Origin of the sequence: Streptomyces umbrinus (assembly GCF_030817415.1) — a bacterium.
Classification (GTDB): Bacteria; Actinomycetota; Actinomycetes; order Streptomycetales; family Streptomycetaceae; genus Streptomyces; species Streptomyces umbrinus_A.
The window spans coordinates 9,857,083-9,883,040 of sequence record NZ_JAUSZI010000002.1; the positions used below are offsets into that span (position 1 = coordinate 9,857,083).

Annotated in this window: 23 protein-coding genes and 1 pseudogene; 8 read left to right on the forward strand and 16 right to left on the reverse strand. The window is 70.2% G+C overall.

Translation table 11 applies throughout. The features are described 5' to 3' along the window. The first annotated feature begins 44 nt into the window (after positions 1-44). Positions 45-779 carry an alpha/beta fold hydrolase gene (locus tag QF035_RS43540; protein ID WP_307527073.1) on the forward strand — a complete coding sequence of 245 codons (735 nt, stop codon included), beginning with the start codon at positions 45-47 and terminating at the stop codon, positions 777-779. Between the two features lie 199 nt (positions 780-978). Next, a complete protein-coding gene (locus QF035_RS43545) occupies positions 979-2,310 on the forward strand; it encodes an NAD(P)/FAD-dependent oxidoreductase (RefSeq protein WP_307527075.1) in 1,332 nt (443 codons plus the stop codon). Positions 2,311-2,343: 33 nt separating this feature from the next. On the opposite strand, the gene QF035_RS43550 is transcribed toward QF035_RS43545, so the two are convergent. The 3 genes from QF035_RS43550 to QF035_RS43560 all read right to left on the reverse strand — a co-directional run bounded on the left by QF035_RS43550 (position 2,344) and on the right by QF035_RS43560 (position 4,506). Then, positions 2,344-2,895, reverse strand: a complete 552-nt coding sequence (locus tag QF035_RS43550; RefSeq protein ID WP_307527077.1) for a hypothetical protein — start codon at positions 2,893-2,895, stop codon at positions 2,344-2,346. A 197-nt stretch (positions 2,896-3,092) separates the two neighbouring features. Beyond that, positions 3,093-3,344 (reverse strand): hypothetical protein, encoded by a 252-nt coding sequence (locus tag QF035_RS43555; protein WP_307527079.1) that lies wholly within the window; start codon positions 3,342-3,344, stop codon positions 3,093-3,095. Between the two features lie 208 nt (positions 3,345-3,552). Further along, on the reverse strand, positions 3,553-4,506 hold the full coding sequence (locus tag QF035_RS43560; RefSeq protein ID WP_307527081.1) for an RNA polymerase sigma-70 factor: 954 nt from the start codon (positions 4,504-4,506) through the stop codon (positions 3,553-3,555). 393 nt (positions 4,507-4,899) lie between these two features. On the opposite strand from QF035_RS43560, the gene QF035_RS43565 reads away from it, so the two are divergent. After that, positions 4,900-5,163 carry a WhiB family transcriptional regulator gene (locus QF035_RS43565; protein WP_307527083.1) on the forward strand — a complete coding sequence of 88 codons (264 nt, stop codon included), beginning with the start codon at positions 4,900-4,902 and terminating at the stop codon, positions 5,161-5,163. A gap of 78 nt (positions 5,164-5,241) precedes the next feature. On the opposite strand, the gene QF035_RS43570 is transcribed toward QF035_RS43565, so the two are convergent. The 3 genes from QF035_RS43570 to QF035_RS43580 form a co-directional block, all read right to left on the reverse strand. Then, positions 5,242-5,841: a YceI family protein gene (locus tag QF035_RS43570; RefSeq protein ID WP_307527085.1), complete on the reverse strand. Its 600-nt coding sequence runs from the start codon at positions 5,839-5,841 to the stop codon at positions 5,242-5,244. Between the two features lie 127 nt (positions 5,842-5,968). Next, entirely contained in the window at positions 5,969-6,715 is a 747-nt protein-coding gene (locus tag QF035_RS43575) for an SDR family oxidoreductase (RefSeq protein ID WP_307527087.1), read from the reverse strand. Positions 6,716-6,828: 113 nt separating this feature from the next. Continuing rightward, positions 6,829-8,559 carry an L-aspartate oxidase gene (locus QF035_RS43580; RefSeq protein WP_307527089.1) on the reverse strand — a complete coding sequence of 577 codons (1,731 nt, stop codon included), beginning with the start codon at positions 8,557-8,559 and terminating at the stop codon, positions 6,829-6,831. Between the two features lie 170 nt (positions 8,560-8,729). Here QF035_RS43580 and fdxA point away from each other — a divergent pair, with 170 nt between their 5' ends. Beyond that, positions 8,730-9,116, forward strand: coding sequence for a ferredoxin (fdxA, locus tag QF035_RS43585; RefSeq protein ID WP_307527090.1), 387 nt, complete (start codon positions 8,730-8,732; stop codon positions 9,114-9,116). Between the two features lie 62 nt (positions 9,117-9,178). Here fdxA and QF035_RS43590 read toward each other — a convergent pair whose 3' ends face one another. Both QF035_RS43590 and QF035_RS43595 read right to left on the reverse strand, forming a co-directional pair. Then, a complete protein-coding gene (locus QF035_RS43590) occupies positions 9,179-9,676 on the reverse strand; it encodes an Ohr family peroxiredoxin (protein WP_307527092.1) in 498 nt (165 codons plus the stop codon). A 127-nt stretch (positions 9,677-9,803) separates the two neighbouring features. Further along, entirely contained in the window at positions 9,804-10,700 is an 897-nt protein-coding gene (locus tag QF035_RS43595; RefSeq protein ID WP_307527094.1) for an RNA polymerase sigma-70 factor, read from the reverse strand. 204 nt (positions 10,701-10,904) lie between these two features. Here QF035_RS43595 and QF035_RS43600 point away from each other — a divergent pair, with 204 nt between their 5' ends. Continuing rightward, positions 10,905-11,546 carry a DUF5134 domain-containing protein gene (locus QF035_RS43600; RefSeq protein ID WP_307527095.1) on the forward strand — a complete coding sequence of 214 codons (642 nt, stop codon included), beginning with the start codon at positions 10,905-10,907 and terminating at the stop codon, positions 11,544-11,546. Between the two features lie 7 nt (positions 11,547-11,553). Here QF035_RS43600 and QF035_RS43605 read toward each other — a convergent pair whose 3' ends face one another. The 5 genes from QF035_RS43605 to QF035_RS43625 all read right to left on the reverse strand — a co-directional run bounded on the left by QF035_RS43605 (position 11,554) and on the right by QF035_RS43625 (position 17,040). Beyond that, entirely contained in the window at positions 11,554-12,945 is a 1,392-nt protein-coding gene (locus QF035_RS43605; RefSeq protein WP_307527097.1) for an aldehyde dehydrogenase family protein, read from the reverse strand. Next, the gene (locus QF035_RS43610) at positions 12,945-14,045 is read right to left on the reverse strand and encodes a phenazine antibiotic biosynthesis protein (protein WP_307527099.1); all 1,101 of its coding nucleotides are present in this window, start codon (positions 14,043-14,045) and stop codon (positions 12,945-12,947) included. Before QF035_RS43610 ends, QF035_RS43605 begins: the two co-directional genes overlap by 1 nt. 74 nt (positions 14,046-14,119) lie before the next feature. Beyond that, positions 14,120-14,830, reverse strand: a complete 711-nt coding sequence (locus QF035_RS43615) for a PIG-L deacetylase family protein (protein ID WP_373467021.1) — start codon at positions 14,828-14,830, stop codon at positions 14,120-14,122. A 29-nt stretch (positions 14,831-14,859) separates the two neighbouring features. Then, the gene (locus QF035_RS43620) at positions 14,860-16,122 is read right to left on the reverse strand and encodes an NAD(P)/FAD-dependent oxidoreductase (RefSeq protein ID WP_307527103.1); all 1,263 of its coding nucleotides are present in this window, start codon (positions 16,120-16,122) and stop codon (positions 14,860-14,862) included. 150 nt (positions 16,123-16,272) lie between these two features. After that, a complete protein-coding gene (locus tag QF035_RS43625) occupies positions 16,273-17,040 on the reverse strand; it encodes a class I SAM-dependent methyltransferase (protein ID WP_307527104.1) in 768 nt (255 codons plus the stop codon). Positions 17,041-17,310: 270 nt separating this feature from the next. Here QF035_RS43625 and QF035_RS43630 point away from each other — a divergent pair, with 270 nt between their 5' ends. The 3 genes from QF035_RS43630 to QF035_RS43640 all read left to right on the forward strand — a co-directional run bounded on the left by QF035_RS43630 (position 17,311) and on the right by QF035_RS43640 (position 20,740). After that, the gene (locus tag QF035_RS43630) at positions 17,311-18,249 is read left to right on the forward strand and encodes a 2-hydroxyacid dehydrogenase (protein WP_307527105.1); all 939 of its coding nucleotides are present in this window, start codon (positions 17,311-17,313) and stop codon (positions 18,247-18,249) included. A gap of 227 nt (positions 18,250-18,476) precedes the next feature. Then, entirely contained in the window at positions 18,477-20,096 is a 1,620-nt protein-coding gene (gene qcrB, locus QF035_RS43635; protein WP_307527106.1) for a cytochrome bc1 complex cytochrome b subunit, read from the forward strand. 233 nt (positions 20,097-20,329) lie between these two features. Further along, positions 20,330-20,740: a GNAT family N-acetyltransferase gene (locus tag QF035_RS43640; RefSeq protein ID WP_307527108.1), complete on the forward strand. Its 411-nt coding sequence runs from the start codon at positions 20,330-20,332 to the stop codon at positions 20,738-20,740. A gap of 88 nt (positions 20,741-20,828) precedes the next feature. Here the strand turns inward: QF035_RS43640 and QF035_RS43645 are convergent. The 3 genes and pseudogenes from QF035_RS43645 to QF035_RS43655 all read right to left on the reverse strand — a co-directional run. Continuing rightward, positions 20,829-22,010 (reverse strand): annotated as a pseudogene (locus QF035_RS43645) (2-oxo acid dehydrogenase subunit E2); the annotation flags it as partial. 130 nt (positions 22,011-22,140) lie between these two features. Beyond that, positions 22,141-24,828 (reverse strand): pyruvate dehydrogenase (acetyl-transferring), homodimeric type, encoded by a 2,688-nt coding sequence (aceE, locus tag QF035_RS43650; protein ID WP_307527112.1) that lies wholly within the window; start codon positions 24,826-24,828, stop codon positions 22,141-22,143. Between the two features lie 116 nt (positions 24,829-24,944). Beyond that, the gene (locus QF035_RS43655; RefSeq protein WP_307527114.1) at positions 24,945-25,685 is read right to left on the reverse strand and encodes an SDR family oxidoreductase; all 741 of its coding nucleotides are present in this window, start codon (positions 25,683-25,685) and stop codon (positions 24,945-24,947) included. Between the last annotated feature and the right edge of the window lie 273 nt (positions 25,686-25,958).

Genomic DNA, 25,958 nt, shown 5'->3' on the forward strand with positions numbered 1-25,958 from the left:
CACTTCATACAAGAGACGGCATCCACTCATGAAGGGGTTCACCCATGCCCGCAATTCTCGTCCACGGCGTTCCTGACACCCAGCACGTATGGGACGGTGTGCGCCGACACCTGACCAGGTCGGACGTGGAAGCCTGGAACCTGCCCGGCTTCGGGGGCGAGCGACCGGCCGGCTTCGGTTCCACCATGGAGGAGTACGCGGACTGGCTCATCGAGCGACTGGAGCGGGTCGGCGAGCCGGTGGACCTGGTCGGTCACGACTGGGGGTGCATTCTCACCCTCCGCGTGGCCTCCCTGCGCCCCGACCTCGTCCGTACCTGGGCGGGAGGCAACGGGCCGATCAGCGCGGAGTACGTCTGGCATCCGTTGGCCAAGATCTGGCAGGACCAGGTCCAGGGCGACCGCTACATGTCCGAACTGCGCGCGGAGCCGTTCGCGGACGAGGTGTCGGTCGGCTTCGACGTGCCGCTCCCGCTGGCCAGGGAGATGGCGAGCCGGGTGGACGACACGATGAAGGATGCGGTCCTCAAGCTGTACCGGTCGGCGGTCACCATGGGCGCGGAGTGGGAGCCGGCGCTGGCCGACGTGACCGCCCCGTGCGTGGTCTTCTGGGGAGCGCAGGACCCCGCCTGCCAGATCGAGTTCGGGCGCAGGCTCGGTGACTCCCTGCGCGCTTCCGAAGTGATCGAGATGGACTGCAATCACTGGCCGCTGCTTCAGCGGCCCGCGGAGGTCGCCGAGATCCTGGAGAAGCACTGGAGCGCGCACTCCGGCGCCTGACGAACACGACGGTCGGACCGGTCGGACCGATCGGACGGCACCGGCGGACCGCGCACCCGACCGACGTGACGGTATCCAGCCCGAGCAGAACCAGAAGCGGCACCGGCGATCGCGTATGCGCCCGGGCCGGTGCCGCATCTGTCACACGGGGCGGCGACGACCGGTCTAAGAGTCGAAGCCGAGGAGAACAGAGGACACCGTGCGTGAGATCTTGATCGTGGGCGGCGGCTACGCGGGTTTCTACACCGCGTGGGGTCTTGAGAAGGAGCTGCGACGCGGTGAGGCACGGGTCACCGTGGTCGACCCGCGTCCCTACATGACGTATCAGCCGTTCCTGCCCGAGGTGGTCGCGGGGTCGGTGGAGGCGCGTCATGCCGCGGTGTCGCTCCGGCGACATCTGCACCGGACCCGTCTGATCGCGGGTGCGGTGACGGAGATCCGCAACGCCGCGCACACCGTGACGATCCGGCCGCAGTCCGGGCCGGAGTTCGACCTGCACTACGACACGCTGGTGGTGACGGCGGGAGCCGTCACCCGCTCCTTCCCCATCCCGGGGCTGCGCGAGCAGGCGTACGGACTCAAACACGTCGAGGAGGCCGTGGCGATCCGCGACCGGCTGCTCACGTCGTTCGACCGTGCGGCGACGCTGCCGGACGGGCCGGAACGGTGCAGGCTGCTCACCGTCACCGTCGTCGGTGGCGGCTTCTCCGGGGTGGAGGGCTTCGGTGAACTGCTGGGCCTGGCGTCCGCGCTGCTCAAGCACTATCCGGAGATCAAGGCGGACGAACTCGCCTTCCACCTGGTCGAGGCGCGGGGCCGCATATTGCCCGAGGTCACCGACCGGCCCGGTGAGTGGGTGGTGCGTTCCTTGGAGAAGCGGGGTGCACGCGTCCATCTGAACACTCAGCTCCTCTCTGCCGAGAACGGACGCGTCGTGCTGTCGGACGGAACGGAGTACGACTCGGGTCTGCTCGTGTGGACGGCGGGCAACGCCTCCAACCCGATCGTGCACAATCACACCGACCTCCCGGTCGACGAGCACGGCCTGTTGAAGGTGCGCGCGGATCTCCGGGTGGGCACGGAGACCGAGGTCGTGCCGGACGTCTGGGCGGCCGGTGACGACGCCTCGGTGCCCGATCTCGCCGTAGGCCGACCGGACGCCCGCACGGTGCCCAACGCCCAGCACGCGGTGCGTCAGGGCAAGCGCCTCGCCAAGAACATCCTGGCGTCCCTGCGTGGCCGGCCGACCAAGAACTACGAGCACCACAGCCTCGGAGTGGTGGCCACGCTCGGCCTGGGCCGTGGCATCTTCCAGTACCGACGCCTGGTCATCAAGGGTTTCCCGGCCTGGCTGATGCACCGCGGCTACCACGTCCTGGCCGTGCCGAGCTGGGAGCGCAAGGCGAGGGTGTTCGCCGTGTGGGCGACCGCCGCCCTTTTCGGCCGTGACATCGTCTCTCTCGCCTCGGTCCAGCACCCGAGGGACGCCTTCGTCTCCAGCGGTGAGCCTCGGCGGCAGGAGTCACGCTGAGCGCGTCCGCTGCCGGTAACTGCCGGGCGTTGCTCAGGGCTTGGCCGCGCGGTACAGACCGCGGCCGACCCGGCGGACGCGCGAGGAGCCGACGAGACGGTCGAGCGTGCTCCGGATGGCGTTGATGCTGCCACTGTCGGTGGCACGGCCGAGGGCGTCGGCCACATCCCGGGCCCGGACGTCGACATCGCCGGCTTGCGCGAAGTAGGCCAGGATCTGTTCGGTGAGTTTGCCGTACGTCCTCACACCGTCGGTGTCACTCTCGGCGCTGTCGGCCGTCGCCCGGCTCGCGTCACGCTCCTCGGCCGGGTCCGCGACCGGCGCGGGCGGCGTGGGCACCGATGCCACGGTCACCGGCGCCTCCGCATCCGCGGCCACGCGACGGTGTGCCGCGGACGACGCAGCGGCCCCCGGCATGAGGGCCTGAAGGGCGCCGAGGGCCCGCTGTACGGAGCCGAGGTGCGCGGTGACCGCCGCCAGTTCCCTCTCCAGCGCCTGCTTCTGCATCTCCAGGCGGGCCAGGTCCTCCTGGAGGCCCTCGGCGGTGATCTCGATGTTGCGGGCCGTGGGGGTCACGGAGACCATGCGTTCCTCTCGTCCTCACCCCTTGTTCCGGCGGGGCCGCCCGATGTGCGGGCTCCGTCACCCGGCCCGGCATCGGAGGCATGATACCGGGCATCGATCGAGCGACCCCCGCCGACCGGAGAGCGCGGCCGGCGGGAGCGGTGGCGCGCGCACCGCGTCCACCGCGACGGTCCGCCGGTACCCGTCCGCGCTCTCCGTCAGGCACGGCCCGGCGTCGAATGATCGAGGCGGGCGCCGCCTTCCCGGCCCGCGGGCGCCTCGTGGTCGGGGGACCCTGCCGCGGAGAGCTGCAGTCGCCGCAGCGTCTCGGAGACCGCGTGGATACGGGCGTCCACTGTTTCGATCGCCTCTCGGAGCAGGCTCAGCCGTCCTTCGAGCAGAGCGGCCTCCGCCGCCAGGGTCGCGGTGGCGGCAGCGGGATCGGACTGCCGGTCAGTGCTTTGGGGCATCTCCTCGTCCTTCCTCAGCTCGTGCCGCAAGCTCGTGAACAGGCTTTTCAGAAACAGTGATGGCTCGAACGCATCGGATGACGTGTGTGTCCCTGCCATGCTCCTCCTCCTTCGCTGCGGGACTCGGGCGGGCATCGCCGCAAGCCGTCGACACCGCATTGACCGAACAGTGAGGAGCGCTGTGACAACCGGCGTACGGCCCGCCGCGCTACCGCGGCGGGCGACCGGGGCGAACGCAGACCTCGCTGACGACCGCGCAGTGGAAACGGGAGCGGGAGTCCAGGAACGCGGCGATCTTGGCCGGGTTGAAGACCCACATCACCTGGTGGATGCCACGGTGTGTGGCGGCGATCGTCATGTAGGTGGCGGGCCGGCCGTCCCTGTGGAGCAGGATGCCGCTGCGCCCGTTGGCCTCCACCGGTTCGGCCTCGACCATCGGCCAGAAGCGGCGGTGCGCGGTGGACAGGTTCGCCACGCGGGAACGGCCCAGGACGGGGATCCGAGCCGCTCCCCGGATGCCGTTCCCGTCGGACAGGCTGACCGCGTTCGGCGTCAGCAGCTCCTCCAGCGTGCCGACGTCACCCCGCTGGGCGGCGCCGACGAAGGCTTCGAGCAGCCTGCGGTGCTCTGCGGCGTCGACGCTGTCCCGCTGGTCGTCGGTGAGGTGCTTGCGCGCCCGGCTCACGATCTTCCGCACGTTGACGGGGCTGAGCCGCAGGATGCGCGCGATCTCGGGATAGTCGTAGTCGAAGGCTTCTCTCAGCACGTACGCGGCGCGCTCGGTCGGAGGGAGTTTCTCCAGCACCAGCAGCAGGGCGAGTTCGAGTGCTTCGGCCCGTTCGGCGCCGACCTCCGGGTCGTTGCTGGTGTCGACGGGCTCGGGCAGCCACGGACCGATGTAGCTCTCGCGGCGCAGCCGGGCCGACTGAGCCACGTTGAGGGCCAGCCGTGTGGTGGTGGTGGACAGGAACGCGACGGGGCTGACCACGATCGCGCGGTCGGTGCGCTGCCAACGCAGCCACACCTCCTGGACGACGTCCTCGGCCTCCACCGCACTGCCCAGCAAGCGATAGGCGATGCCGAAGAGGCGTGGCCGGAGTTCCACGAAGACGGAAACGGCCTCGCTCAGGTCACTGTCCGCGGGGGGCGCCTCTGGATGCATGATCCTTCAGTCTCCGTTTCTGTGTCACAGGTTTGTCGGCGAAGGCGATCGGCCTCTCTGTCGAGGACCGCCGCGGTGGCGGCCCGGCGTACTGAGGGATCTGGCAGGGCGCTGCGCTTGCCTCCGCACGATGTGACCGCGGGCGCGGATGCTTCGTGACACTTTCGCGGCGAGTTTTTTTCCGGGTTTTCGGAGGCGGGCAGTTCGGCTGTGCCATCGGAGCGGGCCTTGCGGCGGCGGGCGCCGTCATGGGCCGGATGTCACACGCGCGCTGACAGTTCGGTCTTTCAAGTGGAAAGCGGTAATGCGCGGCACGCGCTTTTCGCGAGCTCCCCCACACGAGGAGCGACCTCCCCCCGAACCGGTATCCGTTCCGCACACAGGAGGCATTCCATGGATTGGCGCGTAAGGGGACTCTGCCTGAGCGAGGATCCTGACCTCTTCTTCCCCATCGGCAGTATCAACAGCGGTCCGGCGACGCTGCAGGTGGACGAGGCCAAATCCGTCTGCCGCCATTGCCCCGTTACGCGGCAGTGTCTGGCCTGGGCCGTCGAGATGGGCCCGGTCGAGGGGATCTGGGGAGGAACCACGGAAGGGGAGCGCCGTGCCATGCCACGGCGGACGGTGCGCGAGCAGGCCGTGAAGAGCGCCGCCTGAGAGCAGGGCCTCTCACGGATGTGGGTGGGCGGGGCGGCCCCGGCTTCGGGACCACCCCGCCTACCCACATCCGTTTCGTCAGGCCGCCGCGTCCTGGTCGGCCCGTACGGCCGAGATGTCCAGGGCCAGGGTCACCTTGTCACCGACGAGGACACCCCCTGTGTCCAGCGGCGTGTTCCAGGCCAGTCCCCAGTCCGAACGCCGCAGGGTGGCCCTGCCGTCGAATCCGACGCGATGGTGGCCGAAGGCGTCGCTGCCGGCCCCACCGAAGGTGATGCCGACGGTCAGGGGCAGCTCGACGTCCTTGATGCGGAGGGTGCCCAGGAGCTGGAACTCGTCGTCGCCGAGCGGGGTGATGCCGGTGGAGCGGAAGGCCATCAGGGGATACGTCGCCGAGTCGAAGAAGTCGGGCCCCGCCAGGTGCGCGTCGCGATCCGCCACGCCCGTGTCCAGGCTGTCGGTCTGGACACTGACGTACGCCTCCGAGTGGGACGGCTCGGCACCGTCGAGTTTGAGTAGGCCCTCGAAACGTTCGAACCGTCCACGGACGTTGGAGACCATGGCGTGCCGGACGGAGAAGCCGATCGTGCTGTGGACCGGGTCGATGGTGTAGGTACCGGTCACTGCCGGATATGAAACGACGACCGGTGAAGCTGTCTTGTCGCGATGAATCAGCATGGTGAGCGGCTTTCTCTGCGATTGCTGTCTGTGCCGGAGGTGAAGAGGGGCCTGCCGTGCCGCAATGCGGACGACAGGCCCCATCCGTCTGGCCGGCGGGCCCTCGAGGGGCCCGCCACACGCCGACTCAGCTCTGCTGGGCGAGCCAGTCGGCGAACCGGGTCGCGCCGATGTTCGCGTCCGGACCGGGGAGCAGCGTGGTCTCCTTCAGCTCCGCACCGAAGTACGGGGCGTGCACGTCGGTCACGACCTTGCGCGGGTCCTTCTTTGCGGCCAGGCCCTTGCGGATCAGCTCGTCGAGCTGGAACTCGTCGGGGCCGGCGATCTCCACGACCCCGTTGACGGGGCCGCCGACCGCGGTGCGGCCGACCGTGGCGGCCACGTCGTCGGAGAAGACGGGACGGATCTTGACCGGGGCCAGCCGGACGGTGTCACCCTTGGTCGCCGCCTCGGCGATGCCCTTCATGAACTCGAAGAACTGCGTGGCGTGAACGATGGAGTAGGGGATGCCGGACTCCTTGATCAGGGTCTCCTGCGCCTGCTTGGCGCGGAAGTAGCCGCTCTCCTGCAGCCGCTCCGTGCCGACCACGGAGAGCGCCACGTGGTGGGTCACACCCGCGTCCGCCTCCGCCTTGAGGAGGTTGGTGGTCGAGGTCCGGAAGAACTCCATCACGGCGTCGTCCTCGAAGGACGGCGAGTTGGACACGTCGATCACGACCGACGCACCGGTCAGGACCTCGGCCAGCCCCTCGCCCGTGAGCGTGTTGACGCCGGTGTTCGGGGCGGCCGGTACCGCCTCGTGACCGTGCTCATTGAGCTTGGCCACCAGCTTCGAGCCGATCAGTCCGGTACCGCCGATGACTACAACCTTCATGGTGACGATCCTTTCGAGATGTGCGGTGTCGTCCGCACCGGAAAAGACCGAGTGCGAACGTTTTCTGTGACACGGGAGCTGTGCGTGAAGCTTTTCTCTCGGCCGGAGGGCCGCTATTCGACGAGCTTTCCGTCGGTGGAGACTTCCGCCATGAGGGACGCGATCTCGTCCGGAACGGCTGGGATGCTCTCGCGGGTGATTCCCGTCGTCGGGGACCAGACGAGGTTCACGCGGAGGGCGGGATCCATGTCGGGGAAGTCACTGCGGTTGTGACACCCGCGGGTCTCCCGGCGTTCCAGCGCCGCTTCGAGAGTGGCGCGGGCCGCGAGGGCGGCCGACTTCAGGTCGAAGGCGTGGGCGAGGTCCTGGAAGCCGGCGATGTCGGGGTGCACCCCTACGTTCTGCATGCGTTCCTCGATGGCGTCCAGTTCCGCCAGCCCGGTGCGCAGACCCTCTTCGTCGCGGACGACGCCGGCGTGCTCGGTCATCGTGTTGCGGATCGCGCGCTGGAGCGCGCGGACGTTCTCGGGTCCGTCGGCGGCGAGCAGTTCCTCGACTTCGGCGCGCGCCTGGGCCACGGCGGTCGCGGACCGGGGCTGCGCGGTGAGCGACTCCGAGTAGGCGGCGGCCGCCTGACCGGTGATACGGCCGTAGACGAGGAGTTCGATCAGGCTGTTGCCCCCCAGCCGGTTGGCGCCGTGCAGTCCGCTGGCCGCCTCGCCGATGGCGTACAGGCCGCGCACGTCGGTGCTGTGGTCCTCGGGACGCACCCAGACGCCCCCCATCGAGTAGTGCGCCGTGGGGGCGACCTCGATGGGTTCACGGGTGATGTCGAGCATCTGCAGTTCGAGGAGCGTCTGGTAGACCCGGGGCAGCCGGTTCATGATCGTCTGACGGGGCAGATGGGAGACGTCGAGCCAGACCCCGCCGTTGGGGGTGCCGCGGCCTTCCTTGATCTCGGTGTAGGAGGCGAGGGCCACGCGGTCGCGGGTGGACAGTTCCATGCGCTCGGGGTCGTAGCGGTTCATGTACCGCTCGCCGAGGGCGTTGCGCAGGATGCCGCCCTCGCCGCGGGCGGCCTCGCTGACCAGGGTGCCGGCGGCGTTCTCCGGTTCGATGATCCCGGACGGGTGGAACTGCACCAGCTCGGGGTCGCGCAGGCGGGCCCCGGCCTCGACCGCCAGGCGGAAGGAGTCGCCGGTGTTCTCGTCCCGCCGGGAGGAGGTACGGCGCCAGATGCGCGTGTGCCCGCCGGCCGCGAGGATGACGGCGTCCGCGTGGACGAGGTAGCCGGTGCCGTTGTTCAGGTCGAAGCCGTAGGCCCCGAAGACGGCACCTTCGTGGACCAGCAGCCGTGTGATGTACACGGTGTCGAGCATGGGTATGTCGAGCTGGCTCGCACGCCGGATGAGGGTGCGCTGGATCTCCAGGCCGGTGTAGTCACCGGCGAAGGCGGTGCGGCGGAACCTATGGGCGCCGAAGAAGCGCTGAGAGATACGGCCGTCCCCTTCGCGGGCGAATTCCATGCCGTACCGCTCCAGGTCGTCGATGCCCAGGGCCGCCCCCTGGGTGACGATCTCGGCCGTACGGGGGTCGCCGAGGAGGTAACTCTCCTTGAGCGTGTCCGCGGCGTGCTGCTGCCAGGAGTCCTCGGGGTCCATCGTGGCCAGCGCCGCGTTGATGCCCCCGGCGGCCAGGGACGTGTGGGTGTCCTCCTTGGGACGCTTGCCGACGGCGACGACGTCGACACCGGCCTCGGCCAGTTCGATCGCGGCCCGAAGGCCGGCACCGCCGGTACCGATCACCAGCACCGTGGTGGAAATTTGTCGTTCGGTGATAGGCACGATTGCTCCAGTCGCAATGGGTGGTCACTGACTAGGACCAGGTCAGGCGGCGGTTTGTGACAGCGGCAGAACGCGAGTCACAACGTGACGGTGTCCTTGGTCATACAGACGCGCCCGACGTCCGCGCGCCGGTGCCGCGACGTGTTCGACGTTCGAGGAGGAGGAGAGGGATGACGTACGTCATCGCGCAGCCCTGCGTCGACATCAAGGACCGGGCCTGCGTGACCGAATGCCCCGTGGACTGCATCTACGAGGGCTCACGCACGCTCTACATCAACCCCCAGGAGTGCGTCGACTGCCACGCGTGCGAACCCGTCTGCCCCGTGGAGGCCATCTTCTACGAGGACGACCTGCCGCCGGACTGGGCGCACTACCTTGCCGTCAACGCCGAGTACTTCACCGCGGCGGCTCCGGACCCCCGCGGACCGCGTGACACGGTGGGCGATCACCCTCTCGTCGCGGCACTGGCGCCGCAGAGTCCGAGCAAGAAGGAGATCTCCGTCTTCACCGCCCGCAAGGAAGAAGCCGCCGACGCGGACCTGTGGTTCCCGTCATGACCGCCGCCCCGCGACGAGCAACCGCCGCCGGGGCGGCTGGCGAGGTCCGCCGGGCGTGCCGGTCAGGAGGCCAGCGTGATGGTGGTCGGCGTTCCCCGCCAGGCCATGCGCGCGTACGGACACAACGCGTCGGCCTTCTCGATCAGGTCGTCGGCCGTCTCGGGAGCGACTCCGGGCCACCGCACCACCAGATCGACGTGCAGCAGATAGCCGCCGTCCTCCGGGTCCCGCCCGAAGGCGACGGTCGCCTCGATCGAGATTGCCGCCGGATCGAGGCCCTCCTGACGTGCCAGCAGGCTCAGCGCGCCGTGGAAGCACGCCGCGAAACCCGCCGCGAAGAGCTGCTCGGGGTTGGTTCCCCGGCCGTCACCGCCCAGCTCGGCGGGCATCCGCAGGTCGAGGTCGAGGGCGCCGTCGGACGAGCGGGCCCGGCCGGAGGCCCGTCCATGTGAGGCCACACCGCCGTGGACGGTCACGGTGGTCGTGTAGATGGGCGAGAACTCCTCTCCGTCGTAGTCCTTCTCGGTCGACAGGGTGGGCAACTGGATCCGTTCGGTCACGGCATGACTCCGTTGTCGTCGAGGTGCGCAGTCCCGGCAGAGGTCCGGGACCACTGAATGACCGACAAGCAGCCGGAACTGTGACGCCCGGTCCCTCGACGGCCTCGAAGGCCCGACCGCAGGGCGGTCAGTCCCGCAGCGAGGCCACGAAGGGCTTCAGCTTGTCCGGGTTCATCACCCACATGATCCGCTCGATGCCGCCCGCCGAGATGTCGGCAGTCAGCAGGGCGACCGCGTCCCCGCCGGACGAGACCAGCACGGCCGATCGGCCGTTCGCCTCGACCCACCGGATCTCGGACTGCGGCCAGAAACGCGGAGCGAAGGCGACGAGGTACCGCGAGACATGGGCCCGTCCGACGACCGGGATCTTGGATGCGCCGCGGATTCCGTTGCCGTCCGAGTAGCTGACGACATCGGCGGTGAGCACGTCCTCCAGTACCGACAGGTCGCCCGTCCGCGCCGCGGAGAGGAAGACCTCCAGCAGCCGCCGGTGGGCCGCCGGAGTGACGCGCTCCTTGCGCTCGGCAGCCAGGTGCCTGCGCCCGCGGCTCACGAGCTGACGGGCGTTGGCCTCGGTGATCTCCAGGATCTCGGCGACCCGTCCGTAGGGGTAGTCGAACGCCTCCCGGAGCACGTAGGCGGTTCGCTCCAGGGGATTCAGCCTCTCCAGCAGGAGCAGCACCGCCATTTCCAGGGCTTCGGCCCGCTCCGCGCCCAACTGCGGATCCTGCGCGGTGTCGACGGGCTCCGGAAGCCAGGGCCCGACGTAGGACTCCCGGCGTACCCGCGCGGACTGGGCCAGGTTGATCGCCAGCCTCGTGGCGACCGTGGTCAGGAAGGCGAGCGGCTCATTGACCTTCGCACGGTCGGTGTTCTGCCATCGAAGCCAGGTCTCCTGCACGATGTCCTCGGCCTCCACCGCGCTGCCCAGGACTCGGTACGCGATGCCGAAAAGCCGTGAGCGCGCCGAAAGGAAGTCCTTCGTCGCTTGGTCCAGGGTGCCGGGTTGGGCGCCAGCGTGCATGGGTCATCCCTTCTGGCCTCGTGCTCCCATGCTACAAGCGGACGGGGACGGAGGGCGCGGCGGATGGTCGTCCCACCGCCCCAGCGCCCGTCACGTTGGCACACCGTGTCACCCGGTCACTCCCGGACAACCGTCGTCGCTGTCACGGATCCATCGCACACCTGGTCAGGACTGAGAACCGTCATGGACCAGGAGGCGCACCCAGTGTCGGACAAGACGCCCGCACTCCACATCGTGCACTGCATGCTGACGCTGCTCTTCGTCCTCGTGGCCCTGCACGTGCTGCGGCGCGGGGTCCGGGCACCGGGAGCGGACCGCCGCGACCGGGTGGATAACCTGCTGCACTTCGCCATGGCGGCGGCCATGGCGACCATGCCCTGGAGCCTCGGCCGGTCGCTGACCGGCCTGACCACGGTCGTGCTCTGTGCGGCGGCCACGCTGTGGTTCCCGCTGACCGCGCTGTACCGCCGTACCAGGGGCACGGCGGCGGCGATCGCCGGGCGGCTGCCGCCGGCCGCGGGCATGGCGGCGATGGCCTGGATGTCGCGGACGCCCCACGGTGGGGCCGCTCCCGCCCACGAGACCCTGGCCAGAGGCGTTCCGGTGGCCCACCACACCGCGGCGCACGGCCCCGCGGCGAGCGTCTCGATGACGGCGGCCCTGGTCACCGCCGCACTGACGCTCTGTCTCCTCGGCTTCGCCGTCCGGTCGTTGATGCGCCCCATGCCCGCGCTGCGGACCGCCACGGGCACCGCGCACCGCGCCGCCGCGGCGGACCCGTACGGGCACGTCCGCGACGGGGCGATGGCGTGGGGGACGGCCGTGATGCTGGTACTGCCCCACTGACCGCCGTTCACTCGAAGCCGACGACGGCCTTGCTGCGCATCAGGAAGTCCGACAGGTAACTGTCGTGCGGCACGCCCGGAGCCATCCAATGGGTCGGCCGGTCACCGGCGTACACATTGGCGATGGTGGGTTCCGCCAGCAGGGTGTCCAGCAGGGCGTGGTCGCGGGAGAGGAACGAGAGGACGAGGGTCTCCCGCAGCGGAGCGATTCCGTCCGAGCGGTTCCACGGCGCGATCCACACACAGGGAAAGGGGAGTTCGGCCCGCAGTTGCGGGGCTCCCGCGTGGTCGACCTGGTGGACTGCCGGGCGCAGTACGGCACTTCCGTCCCCGAGGTCGTCGACGATGCCGTCACCGCCGAGCCAGGCGCGGGTCCCCGCCGCCACCTTCTGCAGATAGGAGTCGAGGGCGCGGGCCCGGTCCAGTGGGCACACCGGGAGTACCGCCCGGGTGTCCTGGGGCGGCAGACCGGGCAGCCGGGACAGGCGGTCCGCGACGGCCTCGGCGAGCGGCGCCGGATCGCCCTCGACGAGGACGGCGGTGGCGTTGACGCACGCGGTGCCGCCCTCGTCGGCGACGGAATCGACGATGGTGTCGAGATACTCCCGCCATTCCGTGTCCGCGGTGACGAGGATCTTGGTCCGGCCGGGCCCCTGCGGCAGCACGCGGGCATCGTGCGCGTACCGGGCGACCAAGTCGTCTCCGCCGTACACCACCGCGCGGTCCGCACCGCGGATCAACGCCCCGGCGGCCTGGCGGTCCGTGGGCAGCAGCACGAGCTGGTCCTCCCGGACGCCCGCCCGGTGCAGGGCTCCGACCAGGCGGTGCGGAGTGAACGGCTCCCGCCGGGACGGACGTACAGCGACGCGGTAGCCCAGCGTCAGCGCCTCCAGCCACAACCGGTGGACACCGGGGTGGTTGCCGGAGGCGTTGACGGCGAACACCTCGCCCCGGCGGGCCCATACGGCGTGCCCGGACCCGAGGGCCGGATCCCCACTGTCCCGGGCCGCCCCGCGCGGCCTGCCCCGGTCGGCCGAGGCACGGGCCAGGCTGACGAATCTCGCGGTGTCACGTGTCGCGGTGCGCACCACCGTCAGTGGGCTGCCGGAGGTGCGGCTCACCAGGTGCTCGTACTCGCGTACGCCCAGCCCGCCGATGGTGCCGGTGGCGAACTCCTCGGCGGCCGCTTCCAGGAGGGTGTCCATGCCGGCTGTCGGTACGGCCTCGGCTTTGCGCAGCACGGCCAGGGCCCGGTCGACGTAGACCGGCGGTACCAGGCTCAGTCGCGCCACCTCGGTACCGGACACGTCCGTCACGCTGCTCGGTACGCGCGTCCGGTAAGGGCCGTTGGGGCCCAGCGCGTCCAGGTACACCGGCCCGTCGGCCTTCACGACCGTCATCAGTACACGCCCTCGATCACGGTCTCGCCCTTCACCGTGGCCACGGGCGCCACGTCCGCGACGGCGTCGCCCGCGTGGTCGCCGGCCGGCCGCACACGGACCGCCGTGTCGCGTTCAGCGTTGTTGGGGATGAGCATGGACTTGCTGACGTGACTGACGATCACCTGGCCGCGCTCACCCACCTCGACGCGTTCCCCGGTGGCGGGGTCGACGACCGACAGGAACACGTACGGCGACACCGGGTCGAAGATGCAGGGCTGCGAGGCGTCGAGTCCGGGGCGTTCGAGCAGTGCGGTGAGCATCATGGTGTTGCCGTACATGCCGATGAGCGGCACATCGGGAAAGACCTCCGTGGCCAGCAGGTGCCGGGTGTCGGGGTCCATGTGGGTGCCGCCCCAGAGGATCGCCCGGACGGAACCGTTGATCCGCTCCAGGAGGTCGTCCTCGCGGGCGAAGCGTTCCAGCAGGGGAGTGGTGGCGGCCAGTACCCCGACCTCCTGGGTCAGCAGGATCCGGCGGCACTGTTCGACGAGATGGTCGGTGTAGGACTCGACCTCGTCGCTTCGGCCCGCGGCGACCAGCTTCTTCACCCAGCGGGGGTCCATGTCGATGCTCAGGCCCGGGCCGCCGAGCGACGCCGCCGCCCGCTGCAGTACGTCCCCCACCAGGTGCGGACCGGTCGGCGCCACGGTCAGCCACTGGGCGCCGAGGGGCAGGCCGTGCTCCCGCAGACGCCGGTCGACCTGCTCGGTGCTGTGCCGCATCCAGTCGTCGAGCTGGACGACCCGCTTGGGCGCCCCGGTCGTCCCGCCGCTGTCGAAGACGTTGATCAGCCGGGCGTCGCTGCCGTAGCCCCGGGGGATCAGGTCCGCCACCGGCACGTGCCGCAGCTCGTCGGTGAGGTCAGGGAGGAGCGACAAGTCGGCCACGCCCTTGACGTCCCGTCGCGGATCGAAGGCGAGCCGCTCGGCCCGGTCGAGCCAGTAGCGGGAGCCGGTCGCCGGGTCGAAGTGCCAGCGCATGGCCGCTCGTACGAACTCGTCTGGATCGACGCCGTCGGACGGCCCGGCGTCCAGAACGGCGGGAGACTCGTAAGTCATCAATGGTCCTTTCTCGGTGCGGCCCCGTGCGGATGACGGGGCTGCCGTGCGAGGCACGGGTTGGCGGGCGCCGGTCATCGGCTGAACAGTTCGAAGGCGACGGCGCGACCGCCGGTGAACCGCGCGCTGTGGAGGCGGGTGCTGTCGGCCAGGAAGCGGCGCACGTACGTCTCGGGGTCCTCGTCGGTCAGGGCTTCGAGGTAGGCCCGGTGCCGCAGCAGGGACTGCACCGCCTGTTCGAAGCCGGCCTCGGCGGACACGGCGTGGGACGGCGTCGGCGAGTTGGCGACGGCCACCCACCGGACGCCGTCCCAGGGCCGGAGCCCTTGTTCGGCGAGTTCCGGAAAGATCCAGCGGTTGCCGGCGTCCGCCGCCGCGTCCAGCACGGCGCGTCCCACCGCCACGTGGTCTGGGGTGTTCCAGGCGCTGCCCGCCCAGGTGTCCCGGTGATTCAGCGTGAGCACCAACTCGGGCCGGTGACGCCGGACGGCGGCGGCGATGTCGCGGCGCAGGGCCACGCCGTACTCGATCACACCGTCCCGGTGGTCCAGGAACTCCACCGCCGGGACACCGACCGCCGCCGCGGCGGCACGCTGTTCCGCCTCGCGCAACGGGCCGGCCCGCTCGGGCGTGAGGGTGTCGATGCCGGCCTCACCGCGGGTGGCGAGCACATAGGTGATCTGCCGGCCCTCGGCCACCCAGGCGGCCACGGCCGCCGAGCATCCGTACTCGAGATCGTCGGGATGCGCCACCACCGCCAGGGCGCGCTGCCAGTCGTCCGGCATCGGCCGCAGTGGTGCGAGGGAAGCGTCGGTCACGCCTCAGCTCCCGCCGGCCGCGCCTGCTGCGGAAGCAGACTCTCCAGCGGGACCGAGGGATCGGCGAGGACGGCGTCGTCCGTCTCCGTGCCGGACTCGATCAGGGCACGGACCGTCCCGATGACGTCCCACACATTGACGCTCATCCCTGCCACGACCCGATTTCCGGACATCCAGAAGGCGATGAACCGCCGCTCCTCCCGCGACCCGCGGAAGACCACACGGTCGTAGCCGCCCGGTTCGGCGTACCCGGTGTACTCCATCCCGAGGTCGTACTGGTCGGTGTAGAAGTACGGCAGCCGGTCGTACACCGCGTCCTTGCCGAGCATGCTCAGCGCGGCGGTACGCGGCTGGTGCAGCGCGTTGGCCCAGTGCTCGACGCGCAGGTGCCGACCGAGCCGCGGGTGGTAGGCGTTGGCGACGTCACCGGCGGCGTGGATGCCGGCCGCGGAGGTCCGCAGCCGCTCGTCCGTCACGATGCCGTCGCGCACCTCGAGGCCCGCCTCCTCGGCGATACGGACGTTGAGGGTGATGCCCACGCCCACCACGACGGCGTCCGCGGGCAGGTGAACCCCGTCGGCGAGCTGCACGCCGTCGACGCGGCCCCCGGTTCCGGTGATCCGCTCGACACGGGCGTGGGGACGCAGGTCCACCCCGTGGTCCTGGTGCAGACGGGCGAAGACCTCGGCCGCTTCCCGGCCCAGGACTCTCAGCAGCGGCAGTTCGCCGCGTTCGAGAACGGTCACGTCCGCTCCCGCGGCCCGGGCAGCGGCGGCCGTCTCCAGGCCGATCCAGCCCCCGCCGACCACCACGATCCGGGCACCCTCGGTGAACGCGGCCTTCAGCCGCTCACTGTCGCCGACGCGCCGCAGATACAGCACGTTCTCCAGGTCCGCGCCGGACACCGACAGGCGGCGCGGGGAGGAACCCGTCGCCAGGAGCAGCTTGGCGTAGGGCACGCGACGGCCGTCGTCCAGTGTGACCTCCGCGGCATGCGCGTCGACGGAGGTCACGGTGGTGCCCAGGAGCAGCTCGACGTCGTGTTCGCGGTACCAGCCCTTGGGGTGCACGTGAATGGACTCGCGGTCCTCCTTGCCCAGCAGATAGCCCTTGGACAGCGGTGGTCGAATGTAGGGCCGTTCCCGCTCGTCCCCGATGACGAGGAGCGGCCCGTCGTGGCCGTGCTTGCGCAGTTCCTCCGCGGTCTTGCCCGCGGCCAGGCCGCCCCCGACGATGACGAACGTATTCACAGGCGACATGAGATCCCCGTCCCAGTTTGTGAGGCGCACACAGTGAGTCGTGCGGTCCGGTAATCCATCAGACCGGTCGGCGACACCGTTTGTGACATCGCTGTGCGGGCGGGCCGGGGCGGTCACCGTGGGCGTTTCCGGCCCGTTTCGGCGGCCGGTTCAGGTGTGGTTCGGCCGCGTGACGGCCAGGACGCGGGGATCGTCGTAGCCCGGCAGCAGGACGAACCCGTGCCGTTCGAGGTCGGCAATGAGTCGAGCCCGCGAGGCGGGCCACATCCAGAACGTCTCCGTGTGCTCCCGCAGCACACCTTCTGCCCCGCGCACCCAGTATTCGACGCGGTTGCGGATGCGATACCCGGCGGTCGACATCGTCATGCGTCCCCCGTACACATGCCCGCCCACCCGCTTCTCCGGCAGGAGGCGTACGACGTCACGGGCGGGCAGCACGGCTGGCGGTAGCTGCAGGAACAGCGAACCCCCGGGGACCAGGGCCGCCCGGACCGCGGGCCAGAGCACGTCCCGCGCGGCCGGGGGGAGACAGGCGACCGTGTTGTGGCACACGGCCACGTCCGCGACCGCGTACAGACCCGCCCGGTCCAGCGTGTACGGGTGCACGGTCACCCGCTCCCGCTGGGGCGCGGGCAGGACGGCGAGGCGGGTCAGCAGCGAGGTGCGCATGGCCCGTGCGGGCTCGACGGCGTGCACGTCGACCCGGGACTCGGCCAGGCTCATCAGTGTGACCCGCCCGCTCCCGGCACCGATGTCCAGCACACCGAGACGGGCTTTCGCGACCTCACCGCCGTAGAGATGACGGACGCGACTCTCGTCCTGGTCGGCCTGCAAGATGTCGTAGAACTCGGCGGTGACGGCATAGGAGTCCGGGTACGGCCGGGTGGGCGGTGCTTCTGTGCTGACAACAGGGTGCATGCCAGCAAGACAGTGTGTGAGCCGAGCGTGTGACAGGCGGATCGCCTGCTACGACCGGCCGGTGTCTCGCGGAAGTGACCGCTCTGCCCCTGGGGAGCGATCGCTGCCCCCTGGAGAGTGACCGCTGTCACAGGCGTGTGCTGTCACAGATGAATGACATGTGCAGTCAGTTCTCTTGGTCCGGCCTCGGAGCCGGACCGGCCGTGCACCGGCCCGGGTGCCGTGTGTTTCCGGCCCACGAACCCGGAGTGAAAGCAGAGCCCCGTCGACATGAGCGCGAACTCCCCCCAGGTATGGCTGCCCGCCCACTTCGCCGACCTGGCTGACCTGCCGCCCGGACTCGACTACGCCCGCTGGGACGGCCGTTCGGACTTCCCCTCGGACCCCGCGAAGGTCGAGTTCTACGCCCCGCCGCTGACCCAGGACATCGACATCATCAGCAGGCCGCTGAAGCGGATGACGCGTCTGCGCGTGGTCCAGGCACTCAGCTCGGGGACCGACGAACTGCGGGCGGCTCTGGGCCGGCTCCCTCGCCCGGTGACGCTCTGCAACACGCGAGGAGTCCCCGCCCCGAGCACGGCGGAGCTCGCCCTGACCCTGATCCTCGCCTCGCTGCGGGGCATACCGGAGGCACTCCGCGCCCAGGACCGCGGGGCGTGGAGCCCGCAGTTCGCCCCCTCCCTGTACGGCCGGTCCGTGCTCATCGTCGGCTACGGAGCCGTCGGGTCCGCGGTGGAGGACCTCCTGGCGCCCTTCGGTTGCGCGGTGACCCGCGTCGCGAGCGAGGAACGGGACTCGCGCCGGGGGCCGGTGCAGTCCGTGACTCGGCTGCCCGATTTCCTCGCGGACGCGGACGTCGTCGTGCTGTCCATCCCGCTCACCCCGCAGACCCGTCAGCTCTTCGACGCGGGCCTGCTGGCCCGCATGAAGGACGGTGCCCTGCTCGTCAACGTGTCCCGAGGAGCCGTCCTCGACACCGACGCCCTGCTGAAGGAGGCACACACCGGTCGGTTGCGGGCCGCGCTCGACGTGACGGACCCCGAACCGCTGCCGCAGGCACATCCGCTCTGGACGACACCGGGCGTGCTCATCACCCCGCACGTCGGAGCGTTCACCCTCTCCCTGTGGCCGCGCCTCGAAGCGCTCATCCGACGCCAATTGGCCCGATTCGCCGCCGGCGAGGAGCTCGAGAACATCGTGCCCCGCTGACGTTGCTGACCCTGCTGACCTCGGGCCGGGCCGCCGGCGTCACACCCCGGCCGTCTCACCGGTCAAGGTGTCGACAGAAGTGCACGAATCATGTGGGAACGGCACAGGCATGGACGAGTCTGCCTGACCGCGTCGTATGCACGCCGAACGGGCCTTGCGGCCGGGGCCCGGGAGTGCGGCTCGGGCCGCGGTGAGCGTCGGGTGACGCAGAGATGAGTGGTGAAGAGATGAGCAACGACAGCCGGCCGGCCGAGCCGGAGCAGGGGCGCACGGGGGAGAGGGTGGCCCAATGGGCGGAGGGACGACTCGGCTACCGCCGTGTCGTCCGCTCCGCGCGGCGCCTGGTCTTCCCTGAACACTGGTCGTTCCTGCTCGGCGAGATCGCGCTCTACAGCTTCGTCATCCTGCTCGTCACCGGCGTCTATCTGAGCTTCTACTTCCACCCCTCCTCCGAACTCGTCGTCTACCAGGGCAGCTATGCCCCGCTGCGGGGGCAGTTGGTGTCGGAGGCATTCGACTCGACGCTACACATCTCCTTCGACGTCCGCGGCGGTCTGCTCATCCGCCAGGCGCACCACTGGGCAGCCCTGGTCTTCGTGGCCGCCGTGTTCGCGCACATGATGCGAGTCTTCTTCACGGGCGCGTTCCGCAAACCGCGAGAGCTGAACTGGATATTCGGTTTCCTGCTGTTCACCTTGGCGATGTTCGCGGGACTGACCGGTTACGACCTTCCCGACGACCTGTTGTCCGGAACCGGGCTGCAGGTCGTGAACGGAACCCTTCTGTCGATCCCGGTCGTCGGGACCTATCTGTCCTTCTTCCTCTTCGGCGGCGAGTTCCCCGGCGACGACCTGATCGCCCGCTTCAATGTCCTGCACGTCCTCGTCATCCCTGCACTGATGGTCGCGCTGATCGTCGGCCACGTGGCCCTGGCCGTACGTCACCGGCATACCCAGTACCCCGGCCCCGGCCGCACCAACAGCAAGGTCGTCGGCCTCCCGCTCAAGGTGTACGCCGCCAAGGCCGCCGCCTACTTCTGCTTCGTGTCCGGCGTGATCTTCTTCATGGCCGCCGTCGCGCAGATCAATCCCGTGTGGAGGTACGGCCCCTTCCGCCCCGACCAGGTCTCCGCCGGATCCCAGCCCGACTGGTACATGGGCGTCGCCGACGGCCTGCTGCGCGTCATGCCGGGCTGGGAGATCGACTTCTGGGGCCACACCCTGGCCCTGGACAACTTCCTGCCCCTGCTGGTCGGCGTGCTGCTCTTCCTGGCGATGGGCGCCTATCCGTTCCTGGAGTCCTGGGTCACGGACGACGATCGCGATCACCACTTGCTGGACCGCCCACGCAACCGCCCGGTGCGGACCGCACTGGGCGTGGCCTGGCTCAGCGTGTACGCCGTGGCTCTCGTGGGAGCCGCCAACGACATCATCGCCACCCGGCTGAACATGTCCGTCAACGCGGTGACCTGGGCCGTGCGCATCGGCCTGTTCGTCGTCCCGGTCCTGGCCTTCGTCGTCACCAAACGGCTGGCACTGGGCCTGCAACGCCGGGACCGCGACGAGGTGTTGCACGGCCGTGAGAGCGGTGTCATCAAACGCCTTCCGGACGGCGGGTACGTGGAGATCCATGAGCCCCTCGCCCCGGCGCGACTGCACACGCTGACCGCTCATGAGCAGTACCGGCCCCTGACGGCCGTAGCCGTGCGGGGCACGGACGGTGCCATGCCGACTCGTATCCAGTGGCTGCGCGCCGGGCTCAGCCGTGCCCTCTACGGCACCGGCACACAGGTCTCCAAGCCCACGGCGGCCGAGTACAAGGAGATCACCGACCGGCACCGGTCCTGACCGGTGCCGGTCGGCGGAACCTGACATCGCGACATGTCACACCTTCCATTGTTCTCCGGTCTTAAGGAGCGAAAGGCGACACAACGTGTGGCCGGTGCGACCAGCACCGCCCGCACCGCCTCACCCCGTGCACCCGCGGTTCGCCGCTTTCAGCGCGCACTTTCCCCGCTCACCGGCACCGCCCCTCCGCCCAGGGAGACCTGTGCGCCCATTTCGCCCGAAAGACACTCGACATGAGCCGTAACCCCCGCACCACCAGGGCCCGCAGCGCGCTCACCGTGCTGGCCGGCGTCAGCATCGCCGCCGGCTGCTCGGTGCACCTGGCCGCGCGGGACACCATCGGTCGTGTCGTCGCCGTCGGCCACTTGCTGCCGGACCGCACGGGCGTGGAGGCCGCACTCCTCGTCGAGGACTCCTGGCAGGGCCGCGGACTCGGTACCCGCCTGCTGCGCTACTTGGGCCACCACGCGCTGACCGGCGGCTGGGAGACGCTCTACGGGTTCTTCCTCGCCGGCGACGAACGGATCGACGCCATCCCGCGCCACGTACCCGCCCCTGTGGGGCGAAGGGAGGACGGCGGCGCCGTCACCGTCTCGATCCAGGTCCACGGCCTGGCGGACAGGCTGTCGGTCCGTCGACCCTGACGCCCGGCCGTGCCGCGGGCGGAGACGACGAAGGGCCGGTGCGAGCGTCCGCTCGCACCGGCCCTTTTCCATTCCCGGGCGCCGGAAACTACACAGCGTCCTCGAAGGACCCGGACTCCAGGATCGCCCTGACCGCGGTCAGATAACGGGCCGCGTCCGCCCCGTCCACCAGCCTGTGGTCGTAGGACAGCGACAGGTGCACCAGGTGCCGGATGCCGATGACCTCGTCGTCGCCGTCGCGCACCACCGCGGGTCGCCTGACCGTGGCCCCTACGCCCAGGATCGCGGCCTGGTTCGGGGGCACGATGACGGTGTCGAACAGGGCACCGCGCGAACCGGTGTTGGAGATCGTGAACGTCGCGCCCGACACGTCGTCGGGGGTGAGGTGACCACCGCGGGCCCGCTCGGCCAGGTCGTGGACTGCCCGGGCGAGCCCGGCGACCGTCAGGTCACCGGCGTTCTTGATGACCGGGGTCATCAGGCCGTTCTCCGTGTCGACCGCGATACCGATGTTCTCGGTGTCGAAGTAGGTGATGGTCCCCTCGGCCTCGTTGATCCTGGCGTTGACGACCGGGTGGGCCTTCAGCGCCTGGGCGGCGGCCATGATGAAGAAGGGCAGGGGGGAGAGCTTGAGGCCCTCCCGGGCCAGGAAACCGTCCTTGGCCCGATTCCGCAGCCGCATCAGCCGCGTGACGTCGGCCTCGACGGTGCTGGTCAGTTGCGCCTGCTCCTGCAGGGCCTTCTTCAGGTTGTTCCCGATGGCCTTGCGGATGCGAGTCATCGGGACCGTCCGACCGCGAAGGGTGGATGCGGCAGCCGCCGGTGCAGGCATAGGTGCGGGGGCCGGTGCGGCGGGTGCGGGGACTGCGGGCGTGTCAGGCATGATCGGCGCCGGGACCGCCTGCGGAGCCTCGGCGGGCGCGGGCGCGGGCGCAGGTGCCGGGGCAGGGGCCTGGGCAGACGCGGGCGCCGGGGCGGGCGTCGGTGTCGTGGCCACCGGGGCCGGGGCCGGGGTCGGCGTCGGCGTGGCCGCCGGGACGGCGTCCGGCGTGCCGATGACGCCGAGACGGGCGCCGATCTCGACGGTCTCGTCCTCGGCGACGGTGATCTCCAGCAGGACGCCGGCCGCGGGGGAGGGGATCTCGGTGTCGACCTTGTCGGTGGAGACCTCCAGCAAGGGCTCGTCGGCCTCGACTCGTTCGCCGACCTGCTTCAGCCAGCGGGTCACGATGCCCTCGGTGACTGACTCACCGAGGGCCGGCAGGGTCACGGAAACCGTCATGATGTCGTTCAACTCCTCATGGATCGGCAGGGCGTGAGTGCCCCCCGAACCTCTTGTCCACGGATTGCGGCATGCGGCCCGTGCGGCGCATGCGGGGTCGGTCGCGGCACGCGGCCACTCACCGGTCGAGGCCGTAACGTGCGCGCGCCTGAGCGACGGTCGCCGGCGGGATCACCCCGGCTCGGGCCAGCCGGTCCAGCGCGGTCACCACGATCGACTCGGCGTCCACCCGGAAGTGCCGGCGCACGTCCTCACGGGTGTCGGACAGCCCGAAACCGTCGGTGCCCAGGGAGTAGTAGTCCTGTTCGACCCACTGGCTGATCTGGTCGGGTACCTGCCGCATCCAGTCACTGACGGCCAGCACCGGCCCCGGCGCTCCGGCGAGGGCCCGGGTGACGAACGGTGTGCCTTCCTCGCCCCGCATCCGGGCGTCGTCGGCACGCATCGCGTCCCGGCGCAGCTCAGTCCAGGACGTCACCGACCACACGTCGGCGTACACCTGCCAGTCGGAGGCGAGCAGTTCCTGTGCCCTCAGGGCCCAGTGGATGGCCGTACCGGAGGCCAGCAGTTGCAGCCGGCGACCGTCGGTGACGGGTTCGGCGGGCCGGAACCGGTAGATGCCCCGAAGGATGCCCTCCTCGATGCCGGGGACCGCCGGCATGGCGGGCTGGACCTTGGGCTCGTTGTAGACGGTCAGGTAGTAGAAGACGTTCTCGGGCTGCTCGCCGTACATCCGGCGCAGACCGTCGCGGACGATCACCGCGATCTCGTAGGCGAATGCCGGGTCGTAGCTGATCGCCGCGGGGTTGGTGGAGGCGAGCAGGTGCGAGTGCCCGTCCCCGTGCTGCAGGCCCTCACCGGTCATCGTCGTACGCCCGGCCGTGCCGCCGACCACGAAGCCGCGGCCCATCTGGTCGGCGAGCGCCCAGAACTGGTCACCGGTGCGCTGGAAACCGAACATGGCGTAGAAGATGTAGAACGGGATCATCGGCTCGCCGTGTGTGGCGTACGAGGTCGCCGCGGCGGTGAACTCGGCGACCGAACCGGCCTCGGTGATGCCCTCGATGAGTAGTTGCCCGGTGGTGCTCTCCTTGTAGTGGAGCAACTGGTCCGCGTCGACCGGGTCGTAGTTCTGGCCCTGCGGCGAGTAGATGCCGGCCGTGGGGAACATCGACTCCATGCCGAAGGTGCGGGCCTCGTCGGGGATGATCGGCACCCAGCGGGCCCCGCTGTGCGGGTCGCGCATCAGGTCCTTGACCAGCCGGACCAGTGCCATCGTGGTGGCGACCTCCTGATGGCCGGACCCCTTCTCCAACTCCTCGAACGGCTTGGCGGGCGGCTCCGGCAGCGGCTTGGCGGTGACCCGGCGCAGCGGAACGGGACCGCCCAGCGCGGCCCGGCGTTCGCGCAGGTACCGCACCTCGGGCGAGTTCTCCCCGGGATGCCAGTACGGGACCTGGTCGCCGGCGAGCGCCGCGTCGGGGATGGGCAGCTCCAACAGGTCGCGCATCGCCCGGAACTGATCCATCGTGAGCTTCTTCATCTGGTGGTTGGCGTTGCGGGACTCGAACGCCGAGCCCAGAGTGTGCCCCTTCACCGTCTGGGCGAGGACCACCGTCGGTGCGCCCCGGTGCTCCACGGCGGCCCGGTAGGCGGAGTACACCTTCAACGGCTCGTGTCCGCCCCGCGAGTTCTCGAACAGCTCGACCACCTGCGCATCGCTCAGGGAGGCGGAGAGCGCGGACAGGGCGTCACCCTGGAAGAAGTTCTTGCGTATGTAGGCGGCGTCCCGCACGGCGAGCGTCTGCATCTGCGCGTCGGGCACCTCGCCCAGTTGCCGCACCAGGTCGCCGGTGGTGTCCTGGCTCAGCAGCGGGTCCCAGGCTTCCCCCCACAGGGTCTTGACCACGTTCCAGCGCGCGCCGCGGAACCGTGCCTCCAGCTCCTGGACGATCTTCGAGTTGGACCGTACCGGCCCGTCCAGGCGCTGCAGATTGCAGTTGACGACGAACGTCAGGTTGTCCAGACCCTCGCGGGAGGCCAGCGTCAGGGCCGCCATCGACTCCGGCTCGTCCATCTCCCCGTCGCCGAGGAACGCCCACACCCGTGAGGCCGAGGTGTCCTTGATGCCGCGGGCGTGCAGATAGCGGTTGAAGCGGGCCTGGTAGATGGCGCCGAGCGGGCCGAGCCCCATGGACACCGTCGGGAACTCCCACAGCCACGGCAGCCGTCGGGGGTGCGGGTAGGACGGCAGGCCCTGACCGCCCGCCTCCCGCCGGAAGGCGTCCAGTTGCGCCTCGCTCAGGCGTCCTTCGAGGAAGACCCGGGCGTAGATGCCGGGGGAGGCGTGCCCTTGCAGGAAGAGCTGGTCCCCCGAGCCGTCCCCGTCCTTGCCCTGGAAGAAGTGGTTGAACCCGATCTCGTAGAGCCAGGCGGCCGAGGCGTACGTGGAGATGTGGCCGCCCAGTCCTAGCCGGGAGCCGCGGGTGACCATCGCCGCGGCGTTCCACCGGTTGAGCGCGGTGATCCTGGACTCCATCTCCAGGTCACCGTCGAACTCCGGCTGCGCCGCGGCCGGGACGGTGTTGACGTAGTCCGAGAACAGCAGCCCCGGCAGCGACGTTCCCGTCCGCGCGGCGAACTCGTGCACGCGCCGCATCAGATACACAGCCCGTTCCGGCCCGGCGTTGCGCACTACCGCGTCGAGGGACGCCTGCCACTCGGCGGTCTCCTCGCGGTCCCGGTCGGGTAGCTGGTCGAGCTCACTGATCACAGGGGTCTCAGTGGGCCGGGACGGTTCATTCATGGCAGCCTTCCTGTCACGGCGTGAGCGCCGGCGATGTCGGACGCGGACACGGTGGGTGTCGTGGGCAGCCGACCTGGTGGGTTGCGCGGGCGACGAGGCGGCGCCGCCCGGTCACCTCAGCGGCTCTTGAGCCACTGGGCGAACGTGTGGTGGCCCAGGTGGGCGTCCGGCCCGGGGAGGAGGGCCCGCTCCTCGACCACGGCGCCGAAGAAGGGGGCACGCGCGTCGGCGACGACCGGGTCGGTCCGGCCCAGGGTGCCCAGCAGCGCGGCCGTGGCGTCGTCGAGGCGCACCTCCTCGGGACCGGCTGCCTCGACCACGCCGAACTCCGGCAGCCCCACCGCGACATGGGCGACCGTCGTGGCGACGTCGTCCGCCGCGACCGGCCGCAGCAGCAGGGGCGGCACGTGCACACCGTCGGACCGGGTGCCAGCCACGGCGGCGGCCGCCACCGACTCGTGGAACGGCGTGGCGCGGACCACGGAATACGGGATGGGGGTGTGCCTGACCAGGTCCTCCTGCGCGGCCTTGGCCCGGAACCAGCCCGAGCCGACCCGGTCGGCACCCACCACCGACAGCGCCACGTAGTGCCCCACGCCTGCCGCGGCGGCGGCCTTGAGGAGGTTGCTCGTCGAGGTGGTGAAGAAGTCCGTGCTGACCTGTTGGTCCCGGGAGGGCGCGTCGGTGACGTCCACGAGCACCTCGGCGGTGCGCAGCACCTGGGCGAGACCTTCCCCGGTGCTGACGTCCACTCCTTCGCCGCGGGAGATCGGCACGACCTCCACCCCGTGGTCTCGGAGCCTGGCGACGGTCCGGGAACCGATCAGGCCGGTGGCACCTGCGACGACGACTTTCATCTGGGTCTCTTCCGTCAGGGGGCGTGTGACCCCGCTGGATGTCGGTGGCAGACAGTGGCGGACATTGGCGCGTGCCACCGTGCTCATCAGACCTAGACAGCGCACATTCGTTTCTTGTGACACCGCGCCCTGCCTCCCGGGTGCGGGACGTGAACCGACTGTCGTCCCTTGTCACAGATCCGGCCGACATCTGGTCAGAAGGATCGAGCGGTCTTACGACCGGACATGAACCGTGTCAGCGGACGATGTGTCGCCCGTGCACGGTGGAACCAC